This is a genomic window from Allorhizobium paknamense (assembly GCF_030815125.1).
Classification (GTDB): domain Bacteria; phylum Pseudomonadota; class Alphaproteobacteria; order Rhizobiales; family Rhizobiaceae; genus Allorhizobium; species Allorhizobium paknamense.
The window spans coordinates 343,588-360,466 of record NZ_JAUSWH010000005.1 but is presented as its reverse complement, the minus strand read 5'-3'; the positions used below and the strand labels follow the sequence as shown (position 1 = coordinate 360,466).

Annotated in this window: 17 protein-coding genes; 9 read left to right on the top strand and 8 right to left on the bottom strand. The window is 61.8% G+C overall.

All coding sequences use genetic code 11. The features are described 5' to 3' along the window. Positions 1–186: 186 nt before the first annotated feature. The 7 genes from QO005_RS11010 to QO005_RS10980 form a co-directional block, all read right to left on the bottom strand. Complete coding sequence (locus QO005_RS11010; protein ID WP_307158065.1) at positions 187–897, bottom strand: FadR/GntR family transcriptional regulator; 711 nt, start codon at positions 895–897, stop codon at positions 187–189. A 79-nt stretch (positions 898–976) separates the two neighbouring features. Further along, complete coding sequence (locus QO005_RS11005; protein ID WP_307158064.1) at positions 977–2,212, bottom strand: glycoside hydrolase family 88/105 protein; 1,236 nt, start codon at positions 2,210–2,212, stop codon at positions 977–979. Continuing rightward, positions 2,209–3,762 carry a polygalacturonase PglA gene (gene pglA, locus QO005_RS11000; RefSeq protein ID WP_307158063.1) on the bottom strand — a complete coding sequence of 518 codons (1,554 nt, stop codon included), beginning with the start codon at positions 3,760–3,762 and terminating at the stop codon, positions 2,209–2,211. Before pglA ends, QO005_RS11005 begins: the two co-directional genes overlap by 4 nt. Before the next feature lie 11 nt (positions 3,763–3,773). Continuing rightward, positions 3,774–5,021, bottom strand: a complete 1,248-nt coding sequence (locus tag QO005_RS10995) for an ABC transporter substrate-binding protein (RefSeq protein WP_307158085.1) — start codon at positions 5,019–5,021, stop codon at positions 3,774–3,776. 46 nt (positions 5,022–5,067) lie between these two features. After that, positions 5,068–6,162: an ABC transporter ATP-binding protein gene (locus tag QO005_RS10990; protein WP_307158062.1), complete on the bottom strand. Its 1,095-nt coding sequence runs from the start codon at positions 6,160–6,162 to the stop codon at positions 5,068–5,070. A gap of 2 nt (positions 6,163–6,164) precedes the next feature. After that, positions 6,165–7,049: a carbohydrate ABC transporter permease gene (locus tag QO005_RS10985; protein ID WP_307158061.1), complete on the bottom strand. Its 885-nt coding sequence runs from the start codon at positions 7,047–7,049 to the stop codon at positions 6,165–6,167. 4 nt (positions 7,050–7,053) lie between these two features. Continuing rightward, positions 7,054–7,917 carry a carbohydrate ABC transporter permease gene (locus QO005_RS10980; RefSeq protein WP_307158084.1) on the bottom strand — a complete coding sequence of 288 codons (864 nt, stop codon included), beginning with the start codon at positions 7,915–7,917 and terminating at the stop codon, positions 7,054–7,056. Between the two features lie 330 nt (positions 7,918–8,247). Between QO005_RS10980 and QO005_RS10975 the strand changes: the two genes are divergently transcribed. The 3 genes from QO005_RS10975 (at position 8,248) to QO005_RS10965 (ending at position 11,275) form a co-directional block, all read left to right on the top strand. After that, entirely contained in the window at positions 8,248–9,165 is a 918-nt protein-coding gene (locus tag QO005_RS10975) for a helix-turn-helix domain-containing protein (RefSeq protein WP_307158060.1), read from the top strand. A 133-nt stretch (positions 9,166–9,298) separates the two neighbouring features. Beyond that, a complete protein-coding gene (locus QO005_RS10970) occupies positions 9,299–9,718 on the top strand; it encodes a response regulator (RefSeq protein ID WP_307158059.1) in 420 nt (139 codons plus the stop codon). Between the two features lie 117 nt (positions 9,719–9,835). Then, a complete protein-coding gene (locus tag QO005_RS10965; RefSeq protein WP_442476218.1) occupies positions 9,836–11,275 on the top strand; it encodes a sensor histidine kinase in 1,440 nt (479 codons plus the stop codon). A gap of 63 nt (positions 11,276–11,338) precedes the next feature. Here QO005_RS10965 and phnF read toward each other — a convergent pair whose 3' ends face one another. Next, a complete protein-coding gene (gene phnF, locus QO005_RS10960) occupies positions 11,339–12,142 on the bottom strand; it encodes a phosphonate metabolism transcriptional regulator PhnF (RefSeq protein ID WP_307158058.1) in 804 nt (267 codons plus the stop codon). Positions 12,143–12,233: 91 nt separating this feature from the next. Here phnF and phnG point away from each other — a divergent pair, with 91 nt between their 5' ends. The 6 genes from phnG to phnL are packed head-to-tail and all read left to right on the top strand — an operon-like array spanning position 12,234 to position 16,852. After that, positions 12,234–12,698, top strand: a complete 465-nt coding sequence (gene phnG, locus QO005_RS10955; protein ID WP_307158057.1) for a phosphonate C-P lyase system protein PhnG — start codon at positions 12,234–12,236, stop codon at positions 12,696–12,698. Continuing rightward, positions 12,698–13,384: a phosphonate C-P lyase system protein PhnH gene (gene phnH, locus QO005_RS10950; protein ID WP_307158056.1), complete on the top strand. Its 687-nt coding sequence runs from the start codon at positions 12,698–12,700 to the stop codon at positions 13,382–13,384. The genes phnG and phnH overlap by 1 nt, the downstream gene beginning before the upstream one ends. A 3-nt stretch (positions 13,385–13,387) precedes the next feature. Beyond that, positions 13,388–14,491 carry a carbon-phosphorus lyase complex subunit gene (locus QO005_RS10945; protein WP_307158055.1) on the top strand — a complete coding sequence of 368 codons (1,104 nt, stop codon included), beginning with the start codon at positions 13,388–13,390 and terminating at the stop codon, positions 14,489–14,491. Continuing rightward, positions 14,488–15,366: an alpha-D-ribose 1-methylphosphonate 5-phosphate C-P-lyase PhnJ gene (locus QO005_RS10940; protein WP_307158054.1), complete on the top strand. Its 879-nt coding sequence runs from the start codon at positions 14,488–14,490 to the stop codon at positions 15,364–15,366. The genes QO005_RS10945 and QO005_RS10940 overlap by 4 nt, the downstream gene beginning before the upstream one ends. Then, on the top strand, positions 15,363–16,139 hold the full coding sequence (gene phnK, locus QO005_RS10935) for a phosphonate C-P lyase system protein PhnK (protein WP_307158053.1): 777 nt from the start codon (positions 15,363–15,365) through the stop codon (positions 16,137–16,139). Before QO005_RS10940 ends, phnK begins: the two co-directional genes overlap by 4 nt. 5 nt (positions 16,140–16,144) lie before the next feature. Continuing rightward, a complete protein-coding gene (phnL, locus tag QO005_RS10930) occupies positions 16,145–16,852 on the top strand; it encodes a phosphonate C-P lyase system protein PhnL (protein WP_307158052.1) in 708 nt (235 codons plus the stop codon). Positions 16,853–16,879 lie beyond the last annotated feature (27 nt).

Genomic DNA, 16,879 nt, shown 5'->3' with positions numbered 1-16,879 from the left:
ACAAGGCCTCAGGGCCTTGCCTTGCGCTTGTTCGCGGCCATTCAATCCCATCCCGTTCAACAGAACACCCATCCTGATTGAGTTTTGACCCTAGAACATTCCAGGAAAAGTGCGTAGCGGTTTTCCGTCCGGACATGCGCAGACAAAGAGGTAGAGCGTAACGGGTCAAAACAGCCGGAGGGCGGCTCAGCCGCCCTCTTCCCCACCGGTGATCCGGCTCACCACATCGCGCACCTGGATAAGATGCGCGTCCATGGCCGCGCGCGCCGCCTCCGGCGATCCCGCCTCAATGGCTTCCGCGATGCGGCGGTGCTCAAGATTGGAAGCGATGCGGCGGGGCGCCATGAAATTCACCAGTTCCGATTGCTCGGTCAGCGCCTCGCGCACATCCGAAACGATCTTGGCGAAAACCGCATTCCCCGACGCCTGGGCGATCTGCTTGTGGAACTCCCAATCCAGAACCACCCATTTATGCGGGTCTTCCTCGCGATCCATGCGGTCGCACAGCGAAAGAAGCTTTTGCACATCGGCAGTACTTCGCCGTTCAGCCGCAAGGCCTGCCGCAGGAACCTCAACGCAGGGCCGCGCCTCCACGAGATCACGGGCGGAATAGTGACCGTAGGTCAGTTCCTTGCCCGGCGCCTGCATGACCACGAAGGTTCCGCTGCCGGTCCGGGTCTGGGTCAGGCCAAGGGTTTGCAGAGACCGCAAGGCCTCGCGCACGATCGGGCGGCTCACACCGTAGCGGCCCGCCAGATGCGCCTCGGACGGCAAGCGTGTGCCCACGGCAAGACGCCCGGACGTGATGGCCGACCGTATATCGTCAAAAACCACTTCCGCTGCATTCTTCCGACTGATCGGGCTTGCTGCGGATAACCAATCAGCCATTTCGCTCATTGTTAAAATTTTCGCGAACCGTCCGCTTTTGTCAAGCAAGCTGACGGATCGAATGCTTAAAGGCCGGGGACAACCTCTCTCATGGCTGCCGCAGCAGCTTTTCCGCATAGGCCATCATCAGCGGCCCCACGCCCTTGACGTCATCACTGACAACAGCCTCGGTGAGATAATAGCCGGGCGAGCCGTCGCGGTAGCGGCCATCAAACCCGCCAAGCCCCGCGACCTGAACGATGCCGGAGAACCGTGTCTGCCCCTCCTCCTCGACCAGTCGCTGCCCAAGCAGGGCTTGCAAGGCTTTCTCACCCACGCCATCGATTTGGCCCCGTCCTAGAGGGCTTACGTGTTTCATCGAACCAAGAGAGCTCTCTCGCTCTGGATTTATACGTGTTTCCGGGCGGGAAACCGGTTCCCACTTTTCCTGGAAACGCCCTGGGTTTTCGCGTGTTTCCGAACGGAAAACCGGTTCCCACTTTTCCTGGAAACACTTGAGCCGCGACGATTTCAGCAAGGCATAGGCAAACATGGCGCTGGCCGAGCTTTCCTCGTAATTGCCGGGAAGATCGGGCGCATCCAGCACCTGGAGCCAAAGGCCATTTTCCGTCTGGTGGCGGGCAAGAGCGGCAAGCAGTGCAAGAGTGCGGGCCCGCAGGCTGGTGTTCGCCTCATCCTCCGGCAAAAGCTCCAACGCGTCGATGATCGCCATGGCGAGCCAGCCCATGGCGCGCGCCCAGATGGCGGGGGATTTGCCGGTCGTCTTGTCGGCCCAGGCCTGCTGGCGGCTTTCATCGTAACCGTGCACGAAAAGCCCGCCGCCCGCATCCGTCAGCGCCAGCGCTGTTGCAAATTGCTGAAGCGCATCGGCGATCAGCGCCGGTTTGCCGGTGGCCATGGCATATTCGATCTGGAAGGGCAGGCCCATATAGAGCCCGTCCAGCCACACCTGGTGCGGATAGCGCTGCTTGTGCCAGTAATTGCCCGCAGCGGTGCGGGGGTGCGTGCGCAACTGTGCCATCAGCCGGTCAGCCGCTTTCAGATATCGCGGATCGCCGGTTCGCTCGTGCAGGAAAAACAGCACGCGACCGGAGAGAATATTGTCGATATTGTAATCGGCGGGATCATAGCCCTTCAGCCCGCCCTCGGCGTCCACCTGGGCGCTGGCCAGCCGCAGCAGGTGACCGGCCCAGCGGTCGTCGCGGGTTGCCGCATTGAGGAGGACGAGGCCGCGATAAAGGCAGCCGTCCTCATAGCACCAGGCGCCGCCCTTGTAGGGCTGGTAGCGGCGGGCATAGGCCTCGAAATAATCCAGCGGGTTCATGGAGACGTCTCACTTGCAACAAGAGAAATGACGCCCGCGGACAAAAGCGCCGGATCGTCACAGGAAATCACCGCGTGCTCGGCCAGCACGCCCTCATGCCGCATGGGGCGAATGTGATCGGCCATGATCGGCGGCGTGGCAATGGCGTTTTCATCATGCGAATGCACGGCGACGCGGCTGAGGGTAACGCTCTGGATCGGCGCTTCCGGCAGGCCCAGAAACACGCCAACGGCATGGGCAAGACCGTGGATTGCCACATCCTCGACTGCAATGCCCTCGATAACCGGGGTGGTTTCATTCACGGCTGCGCTGTCTCGGCTTTGCACCCATGGCGCATGCCCATCGGCATCGCAGAAATAATGGGCATTGGCGGAAAAGGCCGTCTGCACGCCATCGAGACGTACGCGCCGCAGCCTGATATTGCTGATGCGCCCGCCACGCCCGCGCCGGGTTTTCAACCGCAAACCGCGATCCGTGCCGATCATGTCGCAATCTTCCACCAGCACGTCATGCACGCCGCCCGACATTTCAGAGCCGATCACCACGCCGCCATGTCCGCGCTCCATCAGGCAATGATGGATGTGGATGCGCCGCGTCTCGGCCAGATGGTCTGCCTCACCCCTTGGACCGCGCTTGCCGGCCTTGATGGCAATGCAATCATCCCCCACGGTAAAATGCAGGCCCGCCAGCGTGACATCGCGGCAACCTTCCGGATCGAAACCATCGGTATTGGGGCTGTCATGCGGCGCCTGAATGGAAAGACCGACCGCCGCCACCTGCTCGCAGCCCTGTGGGTGGATGGTCCAGGACGGCGCATTGCGGATGGTAAAGCCGATCAACTGCACATCCCGGCAGCGAATGAGGTGCAGGCCGCGCGGACGCCGCGCGCCATTGCGGGTTTCCTTTGGCCAGGTCCACCAGTCACTCCGGTCGCCGCCGCCATCGACAATGCCGGGCCCCTCGATGGTCAGCGCCTCGGCGTCCACGGCATGCAGGGGGGCTGCGTAACAATCGGCGGGCAAGCCTTCCCAACTGCCCAGCATGCGGCCCGTATCATCCCGGGCGGGCAGGATCGGCCAGTGCTGCCGCGAGGCGGGCGCCTGCAGCACCGCCCCCTCTTCAAAATGCAAGGTCATATGGCTCTTCAGCCGCAGCGGCAGGCTGACATGACGGCCCGGCGGCAGAACCAGCATGCCATCCGGCGGCACGGCGGCCACCGCCTCGGCCAGCGCCCGGGCATTGGCAAGGGCTGCCTCTTCATCCGCGATATCGGTCCCGGAGCGCAATCCGAAATCGGCCGCCTTCACCAAACCGCTCAAGGCGGGGGTGGTGAAGCTTATCGCCCCCACGCCCTCGGCTTCGAAGCGGTAAGCCGTTGCCGGGCGAAGATCGTTCAACACCAGCACGGCCTTTTCCGCCATGCCGTCGGTCACGTTATGACCGGTTAAGCGCCACGCCAGCGGCTGCGGCAGGTCATAGCGCGCGCCGGAAACGGGAAGGCATAGCGCTGCCATGCGCGCAGAGAGCGCGAGAATGAAAGGACTGGTCATGGTCTTCCACGTCAATCGAATTGGGCCAGCACGTCATTGATGCTGTCGATGATCTGTTCGGCAGCCTCATCCGCCTTCAATTGGCCATAGGCATATTCCTCCAGCGTATCGATGAAGGCCGAGCGGATCTGCGGATGCTCGTTGAAGGGCGAAACGACCGGGCCGCTGGCGGCCATGACAATGGCATTGGCGGCACGCACTTCCGGCTCGCCCTTGTCACCCAGCCTTGCGATCGCCGCTTTGGAGGCCGGCAGGCCGCGCGTGGTGCCCAGCGCATCGATGCCCTCCGGCTCGTTCAGCAGGCAGTTGACGATCTGGGCGGCAGCCTCCGGATTTTTGGAGTTGCGCGAGATGGAGAACACCATGGAGGGCTTGCGATAAACGCCATCCGTGACCGCTCCGGAGAGCTTCAGCATCGGCACGGGCTTCAGCACCTGCCCCTGCTTCAAAGGATCGGCATATTTCGAATAGGTGGAATCCCATTCATAGGATCCGGCAATGCGCCCTTCCGCCCAGGCGGGCTTTTCGTAAAGATTGACATTGCCATCCGACGCCTCTTCCTTTTGCGAGCGGATCGCGCCGGTTTCCACCAGCTTGCCCAGGAAGGAAATGCCGTCTGCCAGTTCGGCAGGCGTCCAGGCCACGCGATGGGTCTTGGGATCGACCAGATCCTTGCCGGTTTTCTGCACCACGGCCAGCGTGACGAGAAGCTGCGCGGTCTCCTTCACCGCGTTGAAGGTGTAATGATCCTTGCCGAGCTTCTCCTTGATGGTTTTGGTGGCGGCAAAGAATGCGTCCCAATCCTCAGGCACCGGCACACCGGCCTTCTCGAAGGTCGTGGTGTTGAAGAAAAACACCCGCCCCGTGGTGGAGACCGAAAGCCCCTGCAAAACGCCGTTCATAGAACCGGAATCGAGATCTGCCTTGGTCCAGTTGGAGAGGTCCAGGCCCTTCAGCTTGGAAAGATCGGCAAAGCCTTCGCCATTTTTCGAAAACAGCGGCAGCCAGGGCCAGTTCACCTGAATGATGTCGGCTTCCGTGCGCCCCGCCATCTGGGTGCTGAGCTTTTCGAGATAGCCGTCAAAGCCGGTATATTCTCCCTTGACGGTGTGGCCGTATTTCTGGCCGCAGGCGGCAATGGCTTTCTGGGTGGCCACATGGCGGCTTTCGCCGCCCCACCAGGACATGCGCAGTTCCGCCGCCGGGGCCGATGCCGAAAGCAGCATGACGCCACAGGCCGTGGCGGCCAGAAAATGCATCGTCTTTTTCGTCAATGTCATGTCTTCCCTCCCAGGAATGCGCATTTCACAGCGTCAGATTGCGGCCATCGGCCCTGTCGAAAATGTGGAGTTTCGTGGCATCCGGCCTCAGATGGATGCGCTCCGTACGGCCCAGCGTCTCGAAATCCTGCGCGCTCACCACGCCGACCAGAGTGCGGCCTTCGAAATCGGCATGGAGATAGACCTCATGCCCCATGAATTCCGCATGCTTCAGCCGCGCGCTGATGCCCTGCCCCTCCGGGGCCAGCGCCATATGCTGCGGACGCAGGCCGAGAACCGATTGCTGCGGACGGGCGGCGAGCCGGCTGCCAAGCTCCGGCGTCAGCGCCAGCCGCTGGCTGCCGATGACGATCTCGCTTCCCTCAAGCCCGACATCGATCAGGTTCATCTCGGGACTGCCGATGAAACCGGCGACGAAGAGATTGGCAGGGTTGTTGTAAAGCGCCTTCGGCGTCGCCACCTGCATGATCCGGCCGGCCTGCATCACGCAGATCCTGTCGCCCATGGTCATGGCTTCCGTCTGGTCGTGCGTGACGTAGATGACGGTGGAGGACAGGCCCTCAGCCTTCAATTGCCGGTGCAGATCGGTGATGCGCACCCGCATCGAGGCCCGCAACTGCGCATCGAGGTTGGAGAGCGGTTCATCGAACAGAAACACACCCGGTTTCTTGATCAGCGCCCGGCCCAGCGCCACGCGCTGTGCCTGCCCTCCGGAAAGCTGCTTGGGCAGCCGGTCCAGGAGCGGCTCGATTTCCAGCATCCGCGCCACCTGGGCAATGGCGGCCTCGATCTCAGCCTTCGGCGTTCCGGCAATCTTCAGCCCGAAAGCCAGATTGCCGCGCACCTTCATATGCGGATAAAGCGCATAATTCTGGAAGACCATGGCGATGGAACGCTTGCCGGGCGGCAGGTCGTTGACGCGCTCGCCATCGATGAGGATTTCACCGCCGGTGATCTCCTCCAGCCCCGCCACCATGCGCAGCGTCGTGGATTTGGCGCAGCCGGACGGGCCGACAAACACCATGAACTCGCCGTCTTCGATATCGAGATTGATGCCATGCACCGCCTTGAAGGCGCCGCCATAGACTTTTTCGAGATTTTTCAGTTCGACGCGTGCCATGATCAGCCCTTGATGCCCCCGGAGGAAATGCCTTCGATGAAATAGCGTTGCGCGGCAAAGAACACCGCCAGCGCCGGCGTGATGGTCAGCACCGACATGGCCAGGATGCGGTTCCACTCGAAGGCTTCCGTGGTGTCGATGGACAGTTTGAGCGCAAGGCTGACCGGGTATTTCTCGACCGAGGAGAGGTAGATGAGCGGTCCGAGGAAATCATTCATCGTCCACATGAACTGGAAGAGGCAGACCGAGATCAGCGCGGGCGCCAGCATGGGCACGACGATATAGATCAGCGTTTGCAGGCTGTTGGCCCCGTCCACGCGGGCGGCCTCCTCCATGTCGGCAGGCAATGAGCGCAAAAACTGCACCAGCATGAAGACGAAAAAGGCGTCACCCGCCAGCGCCGAGGGCACCCAGAGCGGCAAAAACGTGTCCAGCCAGCCGAGATCGCGGAACAGGATATATTGCGGGATGCGGGTGACGACATTCGGCAGAAGCAGGATGGCGATGACCGAGCCGAACAGGATTTTCTTGAAGGGGAAATCAAACCGCACGAAGGCGTAAGCCGCCAGCGTGCAGGAAATGGCCGTGCCGATCACCTTGGGCAGGATGATCAGGAAGGAATTCCAGAAAAACCGCCCGAATGTATAGGGTGTCGAGGTCTGCCAGCCGCGGATATAACCATCCAGCGTCGGCTTTTCCGGCCAGAAACCGGCGCCTGCGAAAATCTCGGAATTGGTCTTGAAGCTCGCGCCGATCAGCCAGATCAGCGGGTAGAGCATGACAAGGCCGACACAGAACAGCAGCGCATAGCGAAAAGTGGCGGAGACCAATCCGAGCCGGGCGCGGCGGCGTGTCTCAGCCTGGTTGAAGGCGGCAAGATCCGTCATGGCGTCAGCTCCGCTTGTCGCCGGCGTAATAGACCCATTTCTTCGACGACCAGAAGGCAATCAGGGTCAGCACGGTGATGATGGTGAAGAGCACCCAGGCAATGGCCGAGGCATAGCCCATGTTGAACTTCTTGAAGGCCTCGTCATAAATGTAGATCGGCAGGAGATAGGTGGCCTTCAGCGGCCCCCCCTGGGTGATGATGTAAGGCCCGTTGAACTCCTGGAAGGCCTGAACCATCTGCATGATCAGGTTGAAGAAGATCACCGGCGTCAAAAGCGGCAGCGTGATATAAAAGAAGGTGCGCACCTTGCCCGCACCATCGATGGCAGCAGCCTCGTAAAGCGACTTGTCGATGGATTGCAGCGCGGCGAGAAAGATCACCATGGCCGACCCGAACTGCCAGCAGCGCAGAAGCGTGATGGTGAACAGCGCATTGGTCGGATCGCCGAACCAGTCCACCGGCGACAGGCCAAGGCCTGTCAGCACCATATTGGCGAGACCTTCGGTGGCGAAGATGTAGCGCCACAACACCGCAATGGCGATGGAGCCGCCAAGAATGGACGGCACGTAAAAGGCCGTGCGGAAAAAGCCGATGAATTTCAGCTTGTAGTTCAGGATCGCGGCAATGAAGAGCGCGAAGGCCAGCTTCAACGGCACCGTGACGAAGACGTAAAGGAGCGTCACGTTCAAGGATTTGATGAAGGTGCGATCACGCAGAAACAGCCGCTCGTAATTGGCAAGCCCGCTCCAGCGCGGGCTGTTCATCAGGTCATAGCTGGTGAAGCTCAGATAGAGCGACCCCAGAAAGGGAATGGCCGTAAACACCAGCAGCCCGACGATATAGGGGCTGAGATAGGCAACCCCCATCAGCTTCTGCGCCGTGGCAGGCTTCAGGCCGCGTGCCGCTCGCACGCCCCGTGCCTGTCTTTGCTGCCCCTGCGGCAGGGCAAGGCCGGTCTTCGCATCCATTTTCACGCGCGCCCTCCCGGACGGCGGAAAAACTCCGCTGCCTGCAATTCGATTTCGTGCAAGTTGCTCTCCCTGGCCGGGCATAGACATGAAGAGCGTTTGCTCACATGCCTGGTCCCGGTCTCCTCCCAAGGTGGAATCGAACCCGCTTTCTGGGTTCAATCCTACTGTCCCTCGACTAAAACCCGATTTTCCGGCAGGATAGAATTCACAAAGGCGAGGAAAAAGATGGACGAAATCGAAGGTGGGATTCTCTCCACCATTCCCCCGGCGGCGCTTTCGCTGACGCTGACGCGCGCGGCCATCCGCATGGAGCATTCGCAAACCTGGCGCATCGACAAGTCCAATCCTGTCGAGGATCTGGTGATCTGCCTGGAGGGGCGCGGGCACTATCTGATCGACGGTCAGCCGCTCGTCATGGAGCCGGGAGACGCCATGCTGCTTCGCCGTGACCAGCGCTTCATCGGCTGGAACGAGGGCAGCACCATCTATCGCGGCGTGGCGCAGCATTTTACCCTCGACATTTATGGCCGCCATGACCTGATTGCGCAGATGGAACTGAGGCAGAAGGTCCATCTCAGCCGCTGGGCCATGCTCGGACCGCTGGCGCAGCATTACCGGCAGAGCGCACCGCCCTCCTCTGTCACGCTCGGCCAGCATCATCTGTTCATGGTGCTGCTGATCGCCTTTATCGAGGATGCCTTTGTCTCCTGGCGCGATCACGCCACCTATCAGCATCAGGGCAGCGATATGATCGATCTGGCGGTGATGAAGGCAGCCGCCATGATTTCTGCTGCGCCGCTCGATCCGGAGATCGCCACCAAGGCAGTGGACGCAGCCCGCTATCATCCCGATTACTTTCTGCGGGAGTTTCAAAAACGCATCGGCCGCACACCCCGCAAATATCAGGAATTCAAGCGGATGGAGCGGGCCATGCATTTTCTGGAGGCGGGACTTTCCGTGAGCGCAGCAGCAGCGGAAGTAGGCTATGGCGACCCCTATTATTTCTCCAGAATGTTCAAGCGCGTGCTGGGCTTGAGCCCGCGGGCGCATATGAACAAGGTCCGCCAAAGCCGTCATGGCGGGTTGCTGGGCTTCGATGAGGCCGACCAGCGGCGGCATCTCGAGCGCGATCCAGTCTGCTGACTCCTCGATTTCGGAGCAAGTGCGTTCATAACCGGCTCAATCAACAGATGGGCAGGAACAAATTGCCCTCTCATGTATTAATGGGCAACCGCTTCAGCCAATCCGTGGCTTATCAGGGCGGAAGACGACAGGAATGACAAAAGCAGATCCATCCCACTCCCCCCTTGTGCTTCTCGTTGAAGACGATCCGCTCCAGCAGATGGAAGCCGAAGACAGTCTTCGGGAGAACGGCTTTTCCGTGTTGACCGCTGGCAGCGGAGAGCAGGCCCTTTCCGAACTGGATAAGGATACACGCCGCTTTACCGCGCTCGTCACCGACATCCGGCTTGGTACGGGCCCAAACGGCTGGGATGTGGGCCGGCGGGCGCGGGAGATCTGCCCCGGCCTGCCCGTGGTCTACATGACCGGCGACAGTGCGGACGAATGGGCATCCCAGGGCGTGCCCAAAAGTCAATTATTGCAAAAACCCTATCTGACAATACAATTGATTACCGCTGTCGTGACACTGATGAATCAAAGCGATAGCGAACTGGCGAATGGCCATGAAAGCTGACAGGTCGTTTGCCAGTGTCACACAGTGCAAATCGCAGCGGTTGACGCATGCTCTCGTCAAAACCGGTATGTGAGGAGCCGACAGGCCGTGGATCGAAAAGGCAACATGCAAGCGGAGATCGACACGGCCTCGGATGCCTTTCCACGCCATGCTGGGAAGATGGCAGACCTGATCAGGGGATATGACTGGACGACCTCGCCGCTCGGCCCTATCACCGGCTGGAGCCAAGAGCTGAAACAGGCCGTCAACATCATGCTCCCTGCCGAAGTGCAGATCGTGATGTTCTGGGGGCCGCAATTCGTCGCGCTCTACAACGACGCCTATGCCCCGACCATCGGCGACAAACATCCGGGCGCGCTGGGCCGTCCGGCAGTGGAAAACTGGACGGAACTCTGGGACGATCTCGAGCCGCTTCTCAGCCGTGTTCTGGAACAGGGCGAGACCGTCCATGCCAAGGACAGGCCTTTCTATATCGAGCGGTACGGCTATCCGGAGACCGTCTATTTCGACATTTCCTATTCTCCGGTGCGCAATGAAAGAGGGGCGGTGCTCGGCGTCTTCTGCATCGTCAGGGAAACCACGGAACTGAAACGCGCCCACGATGTCGAGCGGCGGCTGGCAGCCATCATCGCCTCTTCCGAGGATGCGATCATCGGCACCGATCTCGATCTTAAGGTGACAAGCTGGAATGCGGGGGCAGAAAGCCTGTTAGGCTATCGGCGCGAGGAAGCGCTGGGCATGCCGATTACCCTGCTGTTTCCCGAGGATGAAAGCGAGGAAGAACGCAGTTTCATGGCGCGCATCCGTGCCGGAGAGCGCATTCCACCCCGGGAAACGGTGCGCCGCCGCAAGGATGGCAGCCTTGTGGATGTGTCGCTGACGGTCTCCCCCATCTATGATTCGCTGGGAGAGTTGATCGGCGCGGCAAAGATTGCCCGGGACATCACCGACCGCAAGGAAGCCGAGCGCATGCAGGCCGTCCTGACCCGCGAACTGAACCACCGCGTCAAGAACCTGCTGGCCACCGTCACGGCCATCGCCCGGCAGACCCTTGGCCGCTCGCCCACCGGGCGCGATCTTTCTCAAGCCTTTGAAGCGCGGCTGCGCTCGCTTGCCACAGCCCATGATCTGCTGACGCGGGCCAATTGGGAGCAGGCCGATTTAAGCGACATCGTCACCGATGTGCTGGCGCCCTATCCGTCGGATCGGTTCAATATCTCAGGCCCGAAGCTGAACCTTCCGCCCAAGGCAGTAGTGGCCATGACGCTAGCGCTGCACGAGCTTGCCACCAATGCCGCCAAATATGGCGCACTCTCCAACGCTACCGGCCAGATCACCATTTCCTGGACGGTGACGCAGGCTGAGACGCCATTGCTCGATCTTGCATGGATCGAGCAGGATGGTCCCGAAGTCCTGCCCCCAGCCAGCCGGGGCTTCGGCTCCCGGCTGATCGAAAACGTGCTTTCCGCGGAATTGAAGGGCGAAGTTCGCCTCGATTATCCAGCCTCCGGGGTGACATGTCGGGTTACCGCCCAGATCGCGGCGGAGCCCGCGTGATACGCCTTGGCGTTTGACGCATTTGCGTACGGACAACCGGATTCCACTTCTCCTGGAAACGCTCTACGAGAGACCATCGCTGCGAATGGTGAACTGCACCCGGTCTGCCGGAAAACGGGTGACAGCGAACTGGATCGGCACCGATTGCAGATCGGTGTTCAAGGCCTTTGCTACCAGCACAATCGCACCCGGCGTCAGTCCGAGATCGGCAACATCCTGCGGCTCGGCATGCACTGCGGAGATTTCCGTGCACTGGCGCAGGTAATCGGGCACGCCGCACCGCGCCAGCGCCGCCGTGATCGAGCCCGTCTGCCGGAAAGCATCGTCTATGGCCGAAAACCGCTCTGGTTCATTATTCTCGCGACGGATTTTTCCGAAACCCGGCTCCCACTTTTCGGTCCGATGCTCTAGCGGAAACCACAGCGTCGAGCGCGACAGCGCCCGGCCATCGGCGCGGCGCAGCACTTCCAGTCGCTTCAACGGCGTGCCAACCGGTACGTCCAGCCATTTTGCGCATTCGGCATTGGCGCTTTCCGTTGCTGCGTTCAGCAACAGCCCTTCGATATCGCGAACCTGATCGCCAAGACCTTCGGTGAAACGGGTACGGCGACTGATCGGAAAATCATATTTATCCCGCCGCCTGACCAGCGTTCCCCGACCTTGTACCGCCTGGACGATACCCTCTTGCTGCAAGGCGGCGATGGCGGCGCGAACGGTATGGCGGTTGACGCCGAACCCCTCCGCCAGCACCAGCTCGGGCGGCAGTTTTCCTTCGCCATCATAGGCGCCCTCGGCAATGGCGCTCCGAATTCTGTCGGCGATCTGCCGCCACAGCGCCACGCCCCTTTGTCTCTCGATCACACTCATCCTGTCACACGCTTGTCATCCCTCCGGATTAAATATACATTGAAAAGTATAGATGTCTATATAAATAGACAAATTTTTTTGAGGTGACCTCATGGATGCTGCCCCCGCCTCCCCCGGAGCACCGCCGCGCAAGCGGCTTCTCGACCTTCTTGCCCGCGCCACGGGCGAAGAACTCCGGAACTTTCTGTCCAGCCTCGGTGATCTGCCGGATTACAGCCTGCTGCGCAGACCGGAAACCGGGCTGATCATGGTGCGGGGCCGCATGGGTGGCGGCGGCAGCCCCTTCAATCTCGGAGAAGCCACCGTCAGCCGCGCCACGCTCAGGCTTGCCAACGGCTTCATCGGCCATGGCTACCGCCTTGGCACCGACCGGCGCGCCGCCGAATGCGCGGCCCTGATCGATGCGCTCTGGCAAACCGAGAGCCTGCGCCAGCAGGTGGAAGACAGGCTGCTTTCCCCGCTCGAAGCCCGGCTGAAGACAGAGGCGGCCAGACTTGCAGAGGAAACCGCCGCCACGAAGGTCGAATTTTTCACCATGGTTCGGGGAGAGGATTGATGCCCACATCACGCACCAGCCTGGCGGGGGGCTTTGCCGATCCCGTTTTCGATGCGCAGGCGGTTTTCCGCGCCATCATGGACGCCATGGCCCATCCGGGCACGCTGGCGGTGATCGGCGTGAAGCTGCAACCGCCCGCCCCGCTTGGCCCCGCCGCAGGCGCCGTGATGCTGACGCTGTGCGACCATGACACGCCGGTCTGGCTCACGCCCGGACTGGTACAGGCGGGAGCGGGCTCCTGGCTCTCCTTTTATTGCGGCGCGACACTCACCGACGAGAAGACCGAGGCCGCCTTTGCCTTTATCGAACGCAGCGCCGTCATGCCGCCGCTCAGTGGTTTTGCCGCGGGCAGCGCGGATTATCCCGACCGTTCCACGACGCTTGCGGTGGAAGTGGAGGCCCTGGAGGGCGGCACACCGCTGCGGCTGACGGGGCCGGGCATTCGCGACGAAGCCGTGATTGCGCCCCTTGGCCTGCCAGAGCTTTTCCTGGCGCAGTGGAGCGCAAATCACGCGCTCTTTCCACGGGGCGTCGACCTCATTCTCACCTGCGGCACGGCGCTGGTGGCGCTGCCGCGCACCTGCCGGATCGAGGTGCTTTCCATGTCCGTCCCTCCGGAGAACCCGACCGAAAAGGGGGAACCGGTTGTCGGGGCAACCCGCTGCAACAACAATCCGGAGGCCTGAGCCATGTATGTTGCCGTCAAGGGCGGGGAAGCCGCCATTGCAAATGCCCATCGGTTATTGGCCGACCGCAGGCGGGGTGACCGCTCGGTGCCGGCCATCACCATCGAACAGCTGATCCAGCAGCTTGGCCTCGGCGTCGACCGGGTGATGGCGGAAGCCTCGCTGCACGACCGGCCGCTTGCGGCGCTGGCGCTGAAACAGGCGCGGGGCGACATGATCGAGGCGATCTTCCTGCTGCGCGCCTATCGCACGACGCTGCCGCGCTTCGGCCTGTCGCGCCCGGTGGAAACCGGCGAGATGCGGCTGGAACGGCGTGTTTCCGCCACCTACAAGGACTTGCCGGGCGGCCAGTTGCTCGGGCCGACCTTCGACTATACCCACCGCCTGCTCGACCCCGATCTGCTGGAGGACGGTGAGGTGGCGGAGCCCGCCTGCCGCGATGCGGCTAATGCCGAGCGCGCCATGCGCGTCTCCGACATTCTTGATGGGGAAGGCCTGATCGAGCCGGATGGCGATCTCGGTCCCGATCATGTCGCGGGCGATCTGACGCGCGAACCCATGCAGTTTCCCATGGCCCGCGACCTGCGCCTGCAGGCGCTGGCGAGGGGCGATGAAGGCTTTCTGCTGGCGCTCGCCTATTCCACCCAGCGCGGCTATGGCCGCACGCACCCCTTTGTCGGCGAGGTTCGCATCGGTCTGGTGGAGGTGGAATTCGACGTGCCGGAACTGGGCTTTGCCATTTCGCTCGGCGACATCCGGGTCAGCGAATGCCAGATGGTCAACCAGTTCAAGGGGTCGGCCAAGGCGCCGCCCCAGTTCACCCGAGGCTACGGGCTGGTCTTTGGCCAGAGCGAGCGCAAGGCCATGTCGATGGCGCTGGTGGACCGGGCGCTGCGGGCCGATGAATTCGACGAGGAACGCAAGGCCCCGGCGCAGGATGAGGAATTCGTCATTTCCCACTGCGACAACGTTCAGGCCACAGGCTTCGTGGAGCATCTCAAACTGCCGCATTACGTGGATTTTCAGGCCGAACTCGATCTGGTGCGGCGCATGCGGGCCAAGCAGGCCGCAAGCAATGCCGACGCCCAAAAGGAGGCAGCGGAATGACCGAACTGGCCCATTACAACTTTGCCTATCTGGATGAACAGACCAAGCGGATGATCCGCCGCGCCATTCTCAAGGCCATTGCCATTCCCGGCTATCAGGTGCCCTTCGCCAGCCGGGAAATGCCGATGCCCTATGGCTGGGGCACGGGCGGTGTGCAGGTTACGGCCGCCATTCTCGGCCCGGATGACGTGTTGAAGGTCATCGATCAGGGGGCGGATGACACGACCAATGCGGTTTCCATCCGCGCCTTCTTCCAGAAGGTCGCCAATGTGCCCGTCACCACCCGCACGAGCGAGGCGAGCATTATCCAGACCCGTCACCGCATTCCGGAGGAAAAGCTGAAGGCCGGTCAGGTGCTGGTCTATCAGGTGCCGATCCCCGAACCCTTACGCTTTCTCGAACCGCGCGAGACGGAAACCCGCAAGATGCATGCCCTGGAGGAATATGGCCTCATGCATGTAAAGCTCTACGAGGACATTGCCCGCCATGGCCGCATCGCCACGACCTATGCCTATCCGGTGAAGGTGGAGGGCCGCTATGTGATGGACCCCTCGCCCACCCCGAAGTTCGACAATCCGAAAATGCACCGCTCTGAAGCGCTGCAACTCTTCGGCGCTGGCCGTGAAAAGCGCATCTATGCCGTCCCGCCGCATACCGATGTCGTGAGCCTCGATTTCGAGGACCATCCCTTCGAGGTCCAGCAATTCGACAAGCCCTGCGCGCTGTGCGGCGCCACGCATGTCTATCTGGACGAGGTGGTGATGGATGATCGCGGCACGCGCATGTTCGTCTGCTCCGATACCGATTACTGTGAAACCCGCCGGGCGGAAGGCCATGTGGGCGAGATGGGCGCTGCCCGGGAGGCTGCGGAATGACCACGCTGCCCTTGCTGAAAACCCGCAATCTCACAAAATTCTACGGCAACCGCATTGGCTGCAAGGATATTTCCTTCGATCTGTGGCCGGGGGAAGTGCTGGCGATCGTCGGCGAATCCGGCTCCGGCAAGACCACGCTGCTGAACTGCCTGGCCACCCGCCTGACGCCCACCACCGGCAGTGTCGAATATCAGATGCGCGATGGACAATACCGCGATCTCTACCGGCTGACGGAGGCCGAGCAGCGGTTGTTGATGCGCACCGACTGGGGCTTTGTGCACCAGAACCCCGCAGATGGGCTGCGCATGGCGGTCTCGGCCGGGGCCAATGTCGGCGAACGGCTGATGGCGGTGGGCGAGCGGCATTACGGGCGCATCCGCAACACAGCCGCCGACTGGCTGCAACGGGTGGAAATCGCCGTGGACCGGATAGACGACCTGCCGCGGGCCTTTTCCGGCGGCATGCGGCAACGCCTGCAGATCGCCCGCAATCTCGTCACCGGCCCGCGCCTCGTCTTCATGGATGAGCCGACCGGGGGTCTCGATGTTTCGGTGCAGGCGCGGCTTCTCGATCTGTTGCGGGGACTGGTTGCCGATCTCGGGCTTGCGGCCATTGTCGTCACCCATGACCTTGCGGTGGCGCGGCTTCTCTCCCATCGCATGATGGTGATGAAGGACGGCCGTGTGATCGAACAGGGCCTGACCGACCGGGTGCTGGACGATCCACGCCAGCCCTATACGCAATTGCTTGTTTCCTCGATCTTGCAGGTGTGATCGCCATGGCCACTCCCCTCATCGTTTCCGAAGTCTCGAAAAGCTTCGTCATGCATCTGCGTGGCGGCCTGGTGCTGCCGGTGGTCAATGACGTGCATTTTTCCGTGGCCGCTGGCGAATGTGTCGTGCTGGGCGGCCCCTCCGGCATCGGTAAAAGCTCGATCCTCAAAATGGTCTACGGCAATTACGGCGTCGACAGCGGCCAGATCCTGGTGACAGGCCCGCAAGGAACCATCGATCTCGCCAGCGCCGCACCGCGCAGCGTCATCGAAATCCGCCGGGATATTCTGGGCTATGTCAGCCAGTTCCTGCGCACCGTACCGCGAGTGGCCGCCCTTGACGTGGTGGCGGAACCACTGGTGGCGCGAGGGGTTGCACAGGAAGACGCCCGCGAACGGGCCGCCGCCCTGCTGACCCGGCTCAACCTGCCGCGCGATCTCTGGCAATTGCCGCCCGCCACCTTTTCCGGCGGAGAACAGCAGCGCGTCAACATCGCCCGCGGCTTCATCACCGATCATGCCATCCTGCTGCTGGACGAGCCGACGGCATCGCTCGATGCCGCCAACCGCGCCGTGGTGGTGGAGATGATCCGGGCGAAAAAGCAGGAGGGCGTGGCGCTGCTCGGCATTTTCCATGATGAAGAAGTGCGCGAGGCCGTCGCAGACCGGATCATCGACGTCTCCGCCTTCTCGCCGCGCCGCAAGGCAGCGTGAAACAATTCAGCGTTTCACGGAAATGCT